The organism is Pseudomonas sp. GM60 (assembly GCF_000282415.1).
GTDB classification, from domain to species: domain Bacteria; phylum Pseudomonadota; class Gammaproteobacteria; order Pseudomonadales; family Pseudomonadaceae; genus Aquipseudomonas; species Aquipseudomonas migulae.
On the sequence record NZ_AKJI01000087.1, the window covers coordinates 68760 to 83766 of the forward strand.

Annotated in this window: 12 protein-coding genes; 3 read left to right on the forward strand and 9 right to left on the reverse strand. The window is 60.5% G+C overall.

Translation table 11 applies throughout. From position 1 onward, the window contains the following. Positions 1 to 24: 24 nt before the first annotated feature. The 5 genes from PMI32_RS08145 to metE form a co-directional block, all read right to left on the reverse strand. Entirely contained in the window at positions 25 to 933 is a 909-nt protein-coding gene (locus PMI32_RS08145) for a beta/alpha barrel domain-containing protein (protein WP_008032207.1), read from the reverse strand. Beyond that, on the reverse strand, positions 930 to 1625 hold the full coding sequence (locus PMI32_RS08140; RefSeq protein WP_008032209.1) for a hypothetical protein: 696 nt from the start codon (positions 1623 to 1625) through the stop codon (positions 930 to 932). Before PMI32_RS08140 ends, PMI32_RS08145 begins: the two co-directional genes overlap by 4 nt. A gap of 99 nt (positions 1626 to 1724) precedes the next feature. Then, a complete protein-coding gene (locus PMI32_RS08135; protein ID WP_008032211.1) occupies positions 1725 to 2390 on the reverse strand; it encodes a DsbA family oxidoreductase in 666 nt (221 codons plus the stop codon). A gap of 254 nt (positions 2391 to 2644) precedes the next feature. Next, positions 2645 to 3679 (reverse strand): alpha/beta fold hydrolase, encoded by a 1035-nt coding sequence (locus PMI32_RS08130; protein WP_008032212.1) that lies wholly within the window; start codon positions 3677 to 3679, stop codon positions 2645 to 2647. Positions 3680 to 3918: 239 nt separating this feature from the next. Next, positions 3919 to 6231, reverse strand: a complete 2313-nt coding sequence (gene metE, locus PMI32_RS08125) for a 5-methyltetrahydropteroyltriglutamate--homocysteine S-methyltransferase (RefSeq protein WP_008032214.1) — start codon at positions 6229 to 6231, stop codon at positions 3919 to 3921. Positions 6232 to 6339: 108 nt separating this feature from the next. Between metE and metR the strand changes: the two genes are divergently transcribed. Continuing rightward, positions 6340 to 7257 (forward strand): transcriptional regulator MetR, encoded by a 918-nt coding sequence (gene metR / locus PMI32_RS08120; RefSeq protein ID WP_008032216.1) that lies wholly within the window; start codon positions 6340 to 6342, stop codon positions 7255 to 7257. A 153-nt stretch (positions 7258 to 7410) separates the two neighbouring features. On the opposite strand, the gene PMI32_RS08115 is transcribed toward metR, so the two are convergent. The 4 genes from PMI32_RS08115 to nosR form a co-directional block, all read right to left on the reverse strand. Then, a complete protein-coding gene (locus PMI32_RS08115; RefSeq protein ID WP_008032218.1) occupies positions 7411 to 7908 on the reverse strand; it encodes a GNAT family N-acetyltransferase in 498 nt (165 codons plus the stop codon). 2 nt (positions 7909 to 7910) lie between these two features. After that, positions 7911 to 8549, reverse strand: a complete 639-nt coding sequence (locus PMI32_RS08110; protein WP_008032220.1) for a LysE family translocator — start codon at positions 8547 to 8549, stop codon at positions 7911 to 7913. A 22-nt stretch (positions 8550 to 8571) separates the two neighbouring features. After that, complete coding sequence (locus PMI32_RS08105; RefSeq protein WP_008032222.1) at positions 8572 to 9006, reverse strand: NUDIX hydrolase; 435 nt, start codon at positions 9004 to 9006, stop codon at positions 8572 to 8574. 184 nt (positions 9007 to 9190) lie between these two features. Continuing rightward, positions 9191 to 10570 carry a response regulator c-di-GMP phosphodiesterase, NosR family gene (gene nosR, locus PMI32_RS08100; RefSeq protein ID WP_008032223.1) on the reverse strand — a complete coding sequence of 460 codons (1380 nt, stop codon included), beginning with the start codon at positions 10568 to 10570 and terminating at the stop codon, positions 9191 to 9193. 258 nt (positions 10571 to 10828) lie between these two features. Here nosR and PMI32_RS08095 point away from each other — a divergent pair, with 258 nt between their 5' ends. Both PMI32_RS08095 and PMI32_RS08090 read left to right on the forward strand, forming a co-directional pair. Beyond that, complete coding sequence (locus tag PMI32_RS08095) at positions 10829 to 13114, forward strand: putative bifunctional diguanylate cyclase/phosphodiesterase (protein WP_008032226.1); 2286 nt, start codon at positions 10829 to 10831, stop codon at positions 13112 to 13114. After that, positions 13111 to 14985 carry a putative bifunctional diguanylate cyclase/phosphodiesterase gene (locus PMI32_RS08090; RefSeq protein ID WP_008032227.1) on the forward strand — a complete coding sequence of 625 codons (1875 nt, stop codon included), beginning with the start codon at positions 13111 to 13113 and terminating at the stop codon, positions 14983 to 14985. Before PMI32_RS08095 ends, PMI32_RS08090 begins: the two co-directional genes overlap by 4 nt. The last annotated feature ends 22 nt before the right edge of the window (positions 14986 to 15007 follow it).

Here is a 15007-nt window from a genome sequence, read left to right on the forward strand (position 1 = left end):
GCAGTGCGGGCATGACCTGCGAAGCTAGTGCGCATAAACCTTCTGCAACTGCGCTTGCGTCAGCGCATCTTCGAACGGCACCGGGACTGATTTCACCGCGCCGTAGAGGTTACGGTAACGCCAGTAATTGCCGTTGTTGGCCAGTTGGTAACCGCGCTCGACCACGCGCTGACCATCCAGCACATACCGCAAGGTTTCCTGGGCCGCTTCCGGGGGAGCCGGCAGCATCAGGTCGGTGGCCAGCACGCGCATGGATTCATCGATGCATTCGTCGAGCACAGCGGTGACCTTCGCCAGATCCAGGCTGCCGTCGTCGATGCATTGCTTGCCGCAACGGCGTATCGGCTGACTGGCCACTTCGATGCGCATGCGGTACAGCGCCATCCCGGCAATGTCCTGAACCTGCACCTGATTGATCAGCACAAAACTGCCGCGATCGGGGGTGAGCATCAGTTTGGGTTCGATCACCAGCCGCCCGGTGACTTGCCCTTCGCCCTGCTTCAGTCCTGCCGTTTGCGACGCCTGTTGATAACGCTGTTGCAGACGTTCCTGCAACGGCACGCCGGCGAGCAGGTCGGCCATTGGACGTGAATCCTTGAGCGCAACCTTTTCCGCATCGCGCTGCAAGCTGCCACTGCCCATTTGGGTGTTGATCAGGCTCGCCACCAGCAGACCGGCCAACCCGGCCGTGTTGCCGGAACTCGCCACCAGGTTATGACTCGACTCCGCAGCCTCCTGCGCCGCCTTGGCGTCAATCACCGTGCTCGCACCGACAAACGCCTGCGGCAACTGCATGTCCACTTTCAGCCCATGAGCCTGGACGTAGGACGCAGCACTCTGCGACTTGAAACCGGCCTCGGGCGCCGGTTTCTGCGCGCAACCGGCCAGCATCAGCAGGGCCAGCGCACTGGCCACAATGATAGGGCGCTTCATTGCTCGAACGGCGTGATCATTTGCTGACGGCTATTGTCCATGGCCTGGTAGAAGGCGTTGGACAGGTTGGTGTAGGTCGGTTCATCCCACTCACCCTGGGCCGCTTGCACCGCAGTGAAAGGTTTGAACCACAGCAGTTTGTTGTCGGCCAGGTCGACCACCATGCCCTGCCCGCTCACCTGCGCCATCGGAACGCTGGTCGGCACAAATCCGTAGTAACTGCGGGTAGCGCCGGTGGCGAAGACATTCACCAGCAACAGACGATCGACGCCATAAGCGCCCTTGACCGGCGTGAGGTCACGGCCCACATATCCTTCACGGAAACTGGTTTCCTTATAGGCATTCAGGTCAACCGGCTCGTTGATCCGCTTGACCTTGTAGCCCTTGGCCTGCAACTTGGCGACGATGACATCCGGCAACGTGTTCAAATCGCGCACTTGCCATTTTTCGACGTTGTCGCTGAGTTTGCTGTTCACGCCCCGGTTGATTGCGTAATCGAGCATCCCCTGTTGACCGGTCAGCGCCAGCACCGGCGCCGGCACCACAGTGATGGCCACGCCGATGGTCGGCTCTTTGGCATCCCAGAATTGTTTATCCAGCGGAACTGGCGGTTGAACGTGGGCGCAGCCGGTGAGGGTCAGGCAGGCAAGCAGTGTCAGCGCCGCCCAAGTGCGAAAAGCATGAAAAGTCATGGATCATGTCCCTATGAATGAAAACGTTGCTGTTTATGTCGGCAGCAACGGCTGAAACAATAGTGGCACATTGATATATTTGTTTTCAACTGGCGCCGATCAACTGACCTTTCCGCCCTTCACTTCACTCATGATCTGCCGGATAGCCCCGACAAATGTCTCCACCGGTTGCCCGCCGCTGACTGCGTATTGCCCGTTGAACACCACCGTCGGCACCGAACTCACCCCCCGCGACAGCCACAACTGCTCCTCCTCACGCACCTCTTTGGCGAACTCGTCCGAGGCCAGGATCGCCTCGGCCCGCTGCCGGTCCAGGCCAACACTTTGCGCGATCTGCGCCAACTGAGCGTGGTCGGACGGATTGCCGCCCTCCGTGAAATACGCTTTGAACAACGCCTCTTTCAGATTGAACTGCAACCCTTCCAGCCCCGCCCAGTACAGCAAGCGATGCGCATCGAAGGTGTTGTAGATGCGGCTGTTGCCGTCGGTGCGAAAGGCGAAACCGACTTCGGCGCCACGCGCACGGATCACTTCGCGGTTCTTCTGCGACTGCTCGGGGGTCGAGCCGTATTTCTCGGTGATGTGTTCGGTGATGTTCTGCCCGTCCGGGCCCATCTTCGGGTTCAGCTCGAACGGCTGGAAACGGATCTCGGCCTGGACTTCATCGCCCAGCAGATCCAGGGCCTGGGTCAGGCCGTACAGACCGACGACGCACCAGGGGCAGGACACGTCGCTGACGAAATCGATTTTCAGGGGGGTACTCATCACTCACCTCGCGGGCTGGATACGGGCCGGAAAAGTTGAACGATACACCTGTGGGTCTGAGTACATCAGCCAGAAATTGGTTGGCTGTCAGGCCGTCATCGCTGGCAAGCCAGCTCCTACAAGGTCAGGTGTGTCAACCCGGTCTGTAGGAGCCGGCTTGCTGGCGATGGGGCCTTCAAATCCTGCATCGTTGTCGAGGCCGCCTTCGCGGGCAAGTCGGATCGCCGTACCGCTCGCTCCTACGCGGTTGGGGGTTACAGGAGGTTGTGTTCGGCCACCGGATCGATCTGCGCCCAGTGCGAAGTGTCCTCGCGGTGGGCCTGCAAATAGGGCAGCACCGCCGCGAGCAATGGCGCTTTGAAGGCCTCCTGAAAACGATGGGCCAGCCCCGGAATCAGCTTCAACTGGCTGCCACGAATATGCGCCGCCAGGTGCACGCCATGCATCACCGGCAACAGCGGATCGGCAGTGCCATGAACCACCAGCGTCGGCACCCGCAGTTGATTGAGCAGTGCCACCCGGCTCGGCTCCGCGAGGATCGCCATGATCTGACGCTTCACACCCTCGGGGTTAAACGCACGGTCATAGGACAGCGCCGCCTGATGCAACAGCGCCTGCCGATCATCACTCACCGACGGGCTACCCAGCGCCGCCAACAAATCAGCCTGCTGCTCCAGCGCCACCTCACGATTCGGCGCGCCACGCCGCGAAAGCAGCTGCACCAGTGCCGCGTTCGGCGCCGGCAAGCCTTCGGCACCGGAACTGGTCATGATCAGCGTCAGGCTCTCGACCCGCTGCGGCGCCATGGCCGCCATGTGCTGGGCGATCATCCCGCCCATGCTCGCGCCCAGCACGTGGAATTGCTCGACGTGCAAGGCATCCATCAAGCCCAGCGCATCGTCGGCCATGTCGGTCAGGGAATACGGCGCCGATACCGGCAAGCCGAGTTTGTAGCGCAGCACTTCGAAGGTCAGGTTGGCGTCGGCAGGCGATTGCCGCCAGGTGGACAGGCCGACATCGCGATTGTCATACCGAATCACCCGAAAACCCTGCTGACACAGCGCAACCACCACCTCGTCCGGCCAGTGAATCAACTGCCCGCCCAGGCCCATCACCAGCAGCAACGCCGGATCGGAGGCGCGGCCGATGCTCTGGTACGCCAGGCTCACCTGCGCCAGATCGACCCGTTCGGTCGGAACATTGACATCGCATCGAGACGCCGCAAAGGACGGAAGGCCAAAGAACAACGCGGCCAGGAAGGCCGCCGTTGATAAAAATCGTGCACGCATGAAAAACACCGAAACGCAGAACCCCAGTAGAGCGCGAGTCTGATGAAGTTTGTTGAAGCGCGCTGCCACAGTTACGTGACAGTTTGATGAAGAGTGCTGAACGGTCATTTTTCAAGACCGCGTCGCCTGCTTCGCGAGCAAGCCCGCTCCCACATTCGATCGCATTCCAATTGTAAGAACGCGGTCAACTGTGGGAGCGGGCTTGCTCGCGAAGGCGCCAGAACAGGCGCCTCAGGACTTTAGGCCAGCTGACTGCGCAACTGCCGCGCCGCCGCCACCATGTTCACCAATGCCGCTTCAGTTTCAGGCCACGCCCGGGTCTTCAAACCGCAATCCGGGTTCACCCACAACCGTTCTGCCGGAATGCGCTTCACGGCCTTGCTCATCAACTTGACCATCTCGGCCGTGTCCGGCACCCGTGGCGAGTGAATGTCGTAGACGCCCGGACCGATGTCATTCGGGTAGTCGAACGCTTCGAAGGCTTCCAGCAATTCCATGTCCGAACGCGAGGTTTCGATGGTGATCACATCGGCATCCATGTCGGCAATCGCCTTGATCACATCATTGAATTCGCTGTAGCACATGTGCGTGTGGATCTGGGTTTCATCGCGCACACCGGAGGCGCTCAAGCGGAACGCTTCCACTGCCCAATCGAGGTATTCCTGCCATTGCGCCCGACGCAGCGGCAAGCCTTCGCGGAACGCGGCTTCGTCGATCTGCACGATCTTGATGCCGGCGCTTTCCAGATCGACCACTTCGTCACGCAGGGCCAACGCCAACTGCTGCGCCTGGACTTTGCGCGAAACGTCTTCACGCGGGAACGACCACATCAGCATGGTCACGGGACCGGTGAGCATGCCTTTCATGACCTTGTCGGTCTGGCTCTGCGCGTAGCTGATCCAGTCGACCGTCATGGCTTTCGGCCGGCTCAGGTCGCCATAGATGACTGCCGGTTTCACGCAGCGCGAGCCGTAGCTCTGGACCCAGCCGAAACGGGTGAACAGGTAACCGTCCAACTGCTCGGCGAAGTACTCGACCATGTCGTTGCGTTCGGCTTCACCGTGTACCAGCACATCCAGCCCCAGACGTTCCTGGACTTGCACGGCGTGGCGAATTTCGTGGTGCATGGCGTCGGTGTAGTCGTTGGCTGACAGCTTGCCTTGCTTGTAGGCCTGTCGCGCCAGACGGATCGAACCGGTCTGCGGGAACGAGCCGATGGTGGTGGTCGGGAATGCCGGCAGTTTCAAGCGTGCACGTTGTTGCTCGATGCGTTTGGCGAACGGCGATTGGCGTTGGCTGTCCGCTGCACTGATGGCATTGATGCGGGCTTGTACTTCCGCTTTGTGAATACGCGGCGACTCGGCACGACTGGCCTGAATCGCCCGGCTTTGCGCCAGCGCGGTTTGCACTTTGGGCGATTGCGGATCGTTGAGCGCGTCGCGCAGCACGGCGATTTCGCCACACTTCTGCACCGCAAACGCCAGCCAGCTTTTCAGTTCCGGATCGAGTTTATCTTCGCGCTCCAGGTCTACCGGGCTGTGCAGCAGCGAGCAGGAACTGCTGACCCACAGGTTGTCGCCGAAACGCTCCTGGGCCAATTGCAGTTGTGCGAGCACCGGTTCCAGTTCGCAGCGCCAGACGTTGCGGCCGTTGACCAGGCCCACCGAAAGAATCTTGTAGGTCGGCAGACGATCGAGCACGTGCAGCAGTTGGTCGGGGGCGCGCACCGCATCGATGTGCAAGCCTTGTACGGGCAAGCCGACGGCCAGGCCGAGGTTGTCTTGTAGGCCGCTGAAGTAGGTCGCCACCAGCTTTTTCAGCGGCGAATACTGGAGGATGTGATAGGCGCGTTCGAAGGCGTTTTTCCATTCTTGCGGCAGATCGAGGGTCAGGATCGGTTCGTCGATCTGCACCCACTCCACACCTTGTGCGGCGAGGCGGCCGAGGATTTCACCGTAGATCGGCAGCAGGCGCTCCAGCAGGTCGAGCTTGTCGAAGTCGTTGCCTTTGGCCTTGCCCAGCCACAGATAAGTCAGCGGGCCGATGATCACCGGTTTGACGTTGTGGCCGAGGGCCTTGGCTTCGTCGACTTCGTCGAACAGCTGTTCCCAGCTCAGCTTGAACTGCTGGTCAGCGCTGAATTCCGGGACAAGGTAGTGGTAGTTGGTGTCGAACCACTTGGTCAGTTCCTGGGCGTATTGCGCTTTGCTGTGTTCGCCACCGCAGCAAGTGGTGGTGGCACCACGCGCCATGGCGAACAGCGTGTCGAGGGTCGGCAGGCCCCTGGCATTCTTGGCGCTGTCGAAACGTTCCGGGATCACACCGAAGGTCAGGGAATGCGTCAGGACCTGGTCGTACCAGGCGAAGTCGCCGACCGGCAGCAGATCGATGCCGGCGTCTTTCTGTAATTGCCAGTGGGTGGCGCGCAGTTGGCGACCGACGCTCTTCAGCGCTTCCTGATCGAGATCGCCCTTCCAGTAGGATTCGAGGGCTTTTTTCAGTTCGCGGTCAGCGCCGATGCGTGGAAAACCAAGTGTGTGGGCCAGAGCCATGGTGAGTTTCTCCTTGTAAAAGATGGCGCTATTGTCGACAGCCAACCCAACATGAGACAAACTCAACCTTTTCGTGTTGATCACAAGTTTTCCTCATGGAGCCCTCCGGTGCTTGAAATCCGTCACTTGAAGACCCTGCACGCCTTGCGCGAAGCCGATAGCCTGGTCGATGCCGCCGACCGCCTGCACCTGACGCAGTCGGCGCTGTCCCACCAGTTCAAGGAGCTGGAAGAGCGCATGGGCATGCCGCTGTTCGTGCGCAAGACCAAACCGGTGCGCTTCACCAGTGCCGGTTTGCGCCTGCTGCAACTGGCCGACGCCACCCTGCCGCTGCTGCGCGGTGCCGAGCGTGATATCGCGCGGTTGGCCGGTGGCACCGCCGGGCGCTTGCACATGGCAATCGAGTGCCACAGTTGCTTTCAGTGGCTGATGCCGACCATCGACCAGTTCCGCGATGCCTGGCCGGAAGTCGAGTTGGACCTGGCCTCGGGCTTTTCTTTCGCACCGCTGCCGGCGTTGGCCCGTGGAGATCTGGATCTGGTGGTGACCTCCGATCCGCTGGAACTGGCCGGGATCACGTATGTGCCGTTGTTCACTTATGAAGCCATGCTCGCGGTCGCCAATCAGCACCGTTTGGCGAACAAGGCGTACATCGTTCCGGAGGATTTGCTCACGGAAACCCTGATCACTTACCCGGTGGAACGTGACCGGCTGGACATCTTCACCCGCTTCCTGGAGCCGGCCGACATCGAACCGGCCCAGGTCCGCACCTCGGAACTGACGGTGATGATGATGCAGTTGGTCGCCAGCGGTCGTGGCGTGTGCGGCATGCCGCACTGGGCGCTGCATGAATACAGTTCACGGGGCTACGTGAAGGCCAAGCGGCTGGGCGAGAAGGGATTGTTTGCGACGTTGTACGCGGCGGTTCGTGCGGACATGCTGGATGCGCCGTATATGCGCGACTTCCTGCTGACGGCAAAAGATACGTCGTTCTCGACCTTGGACGGGGTCAGCGCCGTCCGCTAGCACAACACGGACTTGTAGGAGCCGGCTTGCTGGCGATGGCGGTGTATCTGGCGCCATTGATATTGACTGATCCACCGCAATCGCCAGCAAGCCGGCTCCTACAGGGGATCGTGGTGTATTCGGATTTCGCGTCGCATATGGATCGTGGTGGGTTCAGATCTCGCGCCACATATGAATCTTGTCGAAGTAATCCTCGCCCACCCGCACCGCCAGCGGTTCAAGGCCGAACTGGATGAAGCCGCAACGCTGGTACAGGTTGAACGCCGCGTCATTGCCGGCGGTAACGGTCAGTTGAATCAGCCTCAAGCCCGGGTGGGTTTGCGCTTCGGCCAACGCCGCCTGCACCAGTTGATAACCGAGCCCGCGCTGGCGGACCTGACTGGACACGTACATGCCAAACAGCGTCGCCTTGTGCCGGGCCTTTTCCCGAGGATCGAAAGCAAGGCCGACGATGCCCGCCAACTTACCCTCCTCAAACGCCCCGAACACCACATCGAGTTTGTTGCTCAGGCGCGATTCCCACCAGCTCAGCGGCATCGTGGCGCGTTCGCGCACGGTGGAGGTAAACGCCTGGGGATGCAGGTCGTAGGCTTCGAGCATCAACGCCCGATAGTCCAGGGCATGGCTGGCATCAAGCCGTTCAATCCACATGTTCACGCCGTCCGTCGTTGCTCAAGCATCAGCCGTACGGCCAGCGCCGCCAACACAAACCCCATGAAGTAACGCTGCACCGCCAGCCAGGTCGGGTTGTTGACGAACCACGACGCGATGCCGGCGGCGAACACCGCGATCAGCAGGTTGACGCTGAAACTGACGCTGATCTGGGTCAGGCCGAGGATGATGCTTTGGTTGAACACCGAACCGTGCTCAGGGGTGATGAATTGCGGAAACACCGAGAGGTAAAACACCGCAATTTTCGGGTTCAGGGCACTGGTCAAAAAGCCCATGGTGATCAGTTTGCGCGAGGAATCCGGCGGCAACTGCTGTGCCTCGAACGGCGAACGCGCGCCCGGTTTTACCGCCTGCCAGGCCAGCCACACCAGGTACAGCGCGCCGGCCCACTTCAACACTTCATAAGCCATCGGCACCGCGAGGAACACCGCCGTCAATCCCGCTGCCGCAGCGAACAGGTGCACAAAAAATCCCGCCACCACACCGAGCAACGAAGTCACTCCGGCCTTGCGCCCCTGGCAGATCGAACGAGAGATCAGGTAGATCATGTTCGGTCCCGGCGTCAGTACCATCAGCAACGCGGCAGCGGCGAAGATCAGCAAGTCTTGAAGCGGGATCATGGCGGTTCCTTGGCGTGAATGATCAGGCGATTGCGCTCAGCGAGGCTCGATAAAACGGCAGGATCAGGTCGCGTGTCAATGGCGCCAGCGTCACATCGCCGTCGGTGGCGGGGTCGATCCAGCGCACCTCTTCGATTTCCGCCGCAGGCGATACGTCTGAATCGATGGTCAGCTGAAAGAGTTCGGCCTGTACGACAAAACCTGGCTCATTGGCGGCCGGTGCCGAGAACTGCCCCAGATAAGTGGCGTGCGCCGGATCGATGGCCAATCCCAATTCTTCTTCCAGCTCACGCACCAGGGCGTGAACCGGTTGTTCATGGGCTTCGATCTTGCCGCCCGGTTGCATGAAAGCTTCAGTGCCACGTTTGCGCACCAGCAGCGTGCGACCGTCGGGGCCGATCAACAGGGCGGCGGCGATGTGGATGATGCGGGGGGAAGTGGCGGATGCAAGTATCATGGGTGAGGCGTGGCCTTGGCTGAAAGGTGCAAGCATCACATGAGTGGCGGGACATCGTCACGCCGAAAAAACCTCTGCGAAACACCGCCCCTGTAGGAGTGAGCCTGCTCGCGATGAACGATGACGCGCTGTACCTGAAAAACCGCGTCGTCCTCATCGCGAGCAGGCTCACTCCTACAGAGGATCAATGCAAGGCCTGGGGAACCTGCTCCATCTCGAGAATCGCGCCGTTCACTTCTTCCGGCACCTTCACGAAAATGCTGTATTTCGCGCCCTCCATGGCCTCGAAGGCGATCAGCTTTTCCACCAGCGGTCCGTTCAGCACCTTGCCGGCGTTGAGCAACAGCATGCCGTTGTCGGCGTTGAGGTTGCGTGCCAGGACCATCCCCGCTGCCAATTCCCGGGTGGTCATGACCTTGACCATTGGATCGGCCAGGGACACATCGCTCAGGTACGCGGCACACACCTTGATGAAGTCCTCCACCATCTCGGGGTCGTAGAGTTTTCCGGCATAGCTGCGGATATACACCAGCGCCTCATCGCTGTTCATCTGCCGTTCCAGGATCAACCCGCGCTGCAACTCGATGAAATCCACTGCCAGTTTCAACAGCCGGGAACCGACCGGTATCGCCTCGCCCTTGAGCCGGTCGGGAAAACCGCTGCCGTCCCAACGCTCCTGATGGTGAAGAATCAGACGGGCAGCGTCCTTCATCGGATCGAGCGTCATCAACAGGGATTCGCTCTGCTTCGGGTAATTGCGATAACGCTCGCGATCATTGTGATGCAACAGGTCCGCGGGGGCGGTCATCATGCTGTCGGTCCAGCTCAGCTTGCCGATGTTGTAGAGCGCCGCCGCCATGGTCAGGTCCCGGCTGGTGCCTTCGTCCAGGTCATGAAGCTTGCAGTACACCCGCACCAGTTCGATGATCTGGCGGTTGGTCTGTTTGGCCGGCGGCATGCGCAGGTTGGCCAGCAGCGAGAACATCTCGGTGCCGGTAACGTAGCTGTGCTTGAGCTCTTCGTAGGCCAGGTCGAGCATGTCGGCGGTCTGCTGGAGTTCAGCGGTGCGGGAGGCGACGCGTTTGTCCAGGGTGATGTTGAGCAGTTTCAATTCCTGGTTCTGATCCCACGTTTCCTGGACCAGACGCAACCGTTCACGCTCGGAATGCTGATACGCGAGTGATTGTCGCAGGACCAGCAGCATTTCCTCATCGTGCCAGGGTTTGCTGATGTAACGGTGAATCTGCCCGTCATTGATGGCTTTGATAATGGCTGACGGATCGGCATAACCGGTCAGCATGATGCGCACGGTATCGGGGTAATGCTGATGGATGAGGGCCAGCAGCGTGGCGCCGTCCATGTTGGGCATGCGCGCGTCACTCATCACCAGGTCGATGGGCTGCTGCGCCATGATTTCCAGGGCCTGGGCGCCGCTGGTGGCCAGCAACACGTCGTAGGGCTGGCCGCGCAACAGTCGACGCAGGCTGTTGAGGATGGACTCCTCATCGTCGACCAGCAGCACTTTGGGTTTATAGGTGGACCTCGTGGGGAGTTGCTCTTCCATGGCATTACCTCGGGCGAAAACGGTTACAGCGATATGTCGGGAACCGGGCAAACATCCCCTATTGCCGGATCCTGAGCTACAGGCTAGATGATTTTCGCCCCACCACCGCAATGATTCGTTTCAGTCGGTTGCGCGAACTCTGATCCGGGCGACTATGCTCACGTCACTCGGATCCATTATCTGTACGCTCGGCCAAGTGGTCAGGGAAAGGATGCCCCTTATGAACACGGTGTATCAAAACGCTGTCGGTCCCGGCATATGGCGATGAATACGCTGTTGTCGCGGACCAATCGTCGGATTCTTATCGTCGACGACACCGCTTCAATCCACGAGGACTTCATCAAGATCCTCAGCCCGCCTTCGTTTGACGACGACAGCCTGACCAGCGCTGAAAATGCCCTGTTCGGCACCACGGCGGCCGTCACGTTGCAGAGTTTCATCCTTGACTCCGCGTTTCAGGGCCTCGAAGCACTGGACAAGGTCGAGACAGCCCTGGCCAACGACCTGCCTTATGCGATGGCCTTCATCGACATGCGCATGCCGCCGGGCTGGGACGGCCTGGAAACCATCGAACGGCTGTGGCAGGTCGATCCGAAGCTGCAAGTGGCGCTGTGCACGGCCTACTCCGACTATTCCTGGGAAGACATCGACGAGCGCCTGGAACTCGGCGACCGCCTGCTGATTCTCAAGAAACCGTTCGATGCCATCGAAATTCGCCAAATGGCCAGCGCGCTGACCGCCAAGTGGCAAATGACCGAAGACGCGGCGCTGAAGATGTCGCTGCTCGAACAAGCGGTCGAGGAGCGTACCCGGGAACTGTCCGATGCCAACATCATCGTGCAGAACAGCCCGACCATTCTCTATCGGTTGCGGGGCGAACCGTCGTTTCCACTGATGTACATCTCGCACAACATCACCAAATACGGACATGTCGCGGCAAAACTGGTGGCCTCGGCCAACTGGGCCCGGGAGCTGATTCATCCCGACGATCAAGCGAAGGTCGACACGGCGATGGCGCGGGTGCTGGACCGCCATGCCGCCGGAGCGTCCATCGAGTTTCGGATGCGCACTGGCGAAGGGGCCTGGCGCTGGGTGGAAAACCGCTACATCCCGGTGCGCGACGATGAAGGCCGGCTGCTGGAAGTCGAAGGCATCATCATCGACATCACCGAGCGCAAGCTGGCCGAGGAGAAAATCTTCCTGCTGGCGCGCACCGACGGGCTGACCGGGCTGGTCAACCGCGCGACGCTGATCGAACGGCTGCACCAGGCCTTCGCCGCTGCGCGTCGTGGCGCGACCCCGTTTGCCATCTTTTATCTGGACCTGGATCACTTCAAACGCATCAACGATACCCTCGGGCACCCGGTGGGCGATCTGTTGCTGCAAGAAGTCGCCCGGCGGATCAAGGCGTGTGTACGTGAGAACGATATCGTCGCCCGCCTTGGCGGCGACGAGTTCGCGATCCTGCAACTGGACGTCAGCGACCCGACCCACTCCGCGTCCCTGGCCACCAAGGTCCGCGACGCGCTGGTGCTCCCCTACTCCCTGGCCGGCAACGATGTCCGGGTGTCGGTCAGCATCGGCATCAGCAGCTACAGCCCGGCCAGCACCAGCGCCGACGGCCTGCTGACCCAGGCCGACATGGCGCTCTATCGCTCCAAGGAAAAGGGCCGAAACCAGTACCACTTCCACTCCGAAGAGATCAATCAGGAGATGGTCGAGCGCATGACCATCGCCAGTGAATTGAGAGAGGCCATCGAGCACGATGAACTCGAACTGCGTTACTGGCCGGAAGTGGACCTGAGCAGCGGCAAGATCCTCGGGATGGAAGCGCAGGTCACCTGGAATCACCCCGGACGCGGCTTGCTGGAAGCCCCCGCGTTCCTGCCCGCCGCCGAAAAGACCGGCACCATCATCGCCCTCGGTCACTGGGTGCTCGATCGCGCCTGCCGGCAAATGCGCCAGTGGCGGGATGAAGGTGTCGCGCCACCGGTGATTGCGATCAAGCTGTCCCTGGCCCAGCTCAAGAGCGGCCCGGAACTGATTTATGACGTACTGCGCACCACCGCGCGCTGGGAGCTCTGCGCCTGGGACCTGCGCTTCGACGTCACCGAGGCGACGCTGGCCCAGACCAAATGGACCCACAACGATGTGCTGCCGCGCCTGCGGGAGCTGGGGGTGAAGATTGCCATCGACGACTTCGGCACCGAGTATTCGTCGTTCGATTACCTCAAGACCTATCAGGTCAATCACCTGAAGCTCGCTCAACCTTTCATCGATACCGCCGCCCGCGACCCGGCCAGTGCCAACACCTTGCGCGCCATTATCAATTTCGCCCGGGAGGTAGGGATCGGAATCATCGCCGAAGGTGTCGAAACCCAGGAACAGCGCAGTTCATTGATGGCCACCGGGTCGCCGATGAACGCCCAGGGTTACTTCTTCAGCAAAGCGGTCAGCAGCCAGCAGGCCGCCGAGTTGCTGAAAGCCGGAAGCATCGTGCCGATCCGGGACAACCCGCACCGGTCCACGGAGGACAAAGGATGAAAGTGCCTTGCGTGCGGACCAACCGGCGCATCCTGATCGTCGACGACACGCCTTCGATTCATGATGACTTCCGCAAGATCCTCGGCCCCGAAACCGACGATGAACAGACCCTCGCTGGCACAGAAGCCGCACTGTTCGGCACGCCGCACACGGATCGCCTGACGTTTCAGCTCGACTCGGCGTACCAGGGCCAGGAAGCCCTCGAACTGGTCAAACACGCATTGGCTGAAGGTCGCCCCTATGCGCTGGTGTTCACCGACATGCGCATGCCGCCGGGCTGGGACGGCCTGGAAACCATCAAGCAAATGTGGCAAGCCGACCCGCACCTGGAAATCGCGCTGTGCACCGCTTTTTCGGATTACACCTGGGAAGCCATGACCGAACGACTGGAGTTCGGCGACCAGATGCTGGTGCTGAAAAAGCCCTTCGACAGCCTGGAAATCCGCCAGATGGCCAGTGCCCTGACCTGGAAATGGCAGATGGCGCAGGACGCGGCGATGAAAGTGCTGAGCCTGGAGCAAACCATCGAGGCGCGGGTTCACGAGCTGCTCAAGGTTTCGCACCTGCTGCAGTACGACGTGTTGACCGAGTTGCCCAACAGCACGTTGCTGGGTGACCGGTTGAACCAGTCGCTGGCCCTTTCACGACGCAATGACAAACAACTGGCGGTGATGTTTCTGGGGCTCGACCGCTTCAAGCGCATCAACAATGCGCTCGGCCATCCGGCCGGTGACGAGATGTTGAAACAGGTCAGCCGCAATCTGGTGGCCACCGTGCGCGAGTCGGATTCGGTGTTTCGCTATGGCTCCGACGAGTTCGTGGTCATCCTCGCCGACATTCGCCACCCTCAACAGACCAGGGGCATCGCCGAAAAACTCTTGAACGCCATTCGCATCCCCCTGCATATCGCTGGCCACGACTTGAGCGTGACCGCGAGCCTGGGCATCAGCATTTATCCCGATGACGGCCTCGAAGCCATCGAGCTGATCAAAAAAGCCGAGACCGCGATGCGCAACATCAAGGAAATCGGCCCGAATGATTTCAGCTTTTTCATCGATGAAATGAACCAGCGCGCCAGGGATCAGCAAAGTATCGAAACCGGTATTCGCCTGGCGCTGGAGCGCAACGAGTTTATCCTGCACTACCAACCCAAACTGGACTTGAGCAGTGGTCAGGTGGTCGGTGCCGAGGCGTTGATCCGCTGGCAGAAACCGGGGCACGGGTTGATCTACCCATCGGAGTTCATCGGTGTGGCCGAAGACAGCGGTCTGATCGTGCCGCTGAGCAAATGGGTGCTGGCCGAGGCCTGCCGGCAGGCCTGCGCCTGGCAAGCCGAAGGGCTGCCAAAAATATGCATGTCGGTGAATATGTCAGCCATCGATTTCCGCCAGCGCGACTTTGTCGACGGCATCGGACTGACCCTCGAACAAACCGGACTGGAACCGGCGTTGCTGGAACTGGAAATCACCGAAGGCGTGTTGATGCAAAACATCGATACCACCGTCACCGCCCTGACCCGACTCAAGGTCATGGGGATCCGGCTGGCCATCGATGACTTCGGCACCGGCTACTCCAGCCTCAGCTACTTGCGGCGCTTTCCCATCGACGTGCTGAAAATCGACCAGTCGTTCATTCGCGGTTTAAGCACCGACAGCAACGACGCTGCACTGGTCAGCGCCATCATCAGCCTGGGCCGCAGCCTCAAGCTGACCATCATCGCCGAAGGGGTGGAAACCCTCGAACAGCTGGATTTCCTCAAGGCCCATCGATGTGAAGAAGGCCAGGGTTACTACTTCAGCAAAGCCGTCGAACCGGACGCCTTCGCCCGATACCTTGAGTCGGTGAAACCTGCTCCATTTACCGCCACGTGAACGATGCGCAACGACACACGGG

Bases quoted from the DNA above. Each gene is read 5' to 3' on its own strand.
- PMI32_RS08145 (WP_008032207.1), bottom strand. From the start codon at position 933: ATGAAGCGCCCTATCATTGTGGCCAGTGCGCTGGCCCTGCTGATGCTG.
- PMI32_RS08140 (WP_008032209.1), bottom strand. From the start codon at position 1,625: ATGACTTTTCATGCTTTTCGCACTTGGGCGGCGCTGACACTGCTTGCC.
- PMI32_RS08135 (WP_008032211.1), bottom strand. From the start codon at position 2,390: ATGAGTACCCCCCTGAAAATCGATTTCGTCAGCGACGTGTCCTGCCCC.
- PMI32_RS08130 (WP_008032212.1), bottom strand. From the start codon at position 3,679: ATGCGTGCACGATTTTTATCAACGGCGGCCTTCCTGGCCGCGTTGTTC.
- metE (WP_008032214.1), bottom strand. From the start codon at position 6,231: ATGGCTCTGGCCCACACACTTGGTTTTCCACGCATCGGCGCTGACCGC.
- PMI32_RS08115 (WP_008032218.1), bottom strand. From the start codon at position 7,908: ATGTGGATTGAACGGCTTGATGCCAGCCATGCCCTGGACTATCGGGCG.
- PMI32_RS08110 (WP_008032220.1), bottom strand. From the start codon at position 8,549: ATGATCCCGCTTCAAGACTTGCTGATCTTCGCCGCTGCCGCGTTGCTG.
- PMI32_RS08105 (WP_008032222.1), bottom strand. From the start codon at position 9,006: ATGATACTTGCATCCGCCACTTCCCCCCGCATCATCCACATCGCCGCC.
- nosR (WP_008032223.1), bottom strand. From the start codon at position 10,570: ATGGAAGAGCAACTCCCCACGAGGTCCACCTATAAACCCAAAGTGCTG.
- PMI32_RS08095 (WP_008032226.1), top strand. From the start codon at position 10,829: ATGGCGATGAATACGCTGTTGTCGCGGACCAATCGTCGGATTCTTATC.
- PMI32_RS08090 (WP_008032227.1), top strand. From the start codon at position 13,111: ATGAAAGTGCCTTGCGTGCGGACCAACCGGCGCATCCTGATCGTCGAC.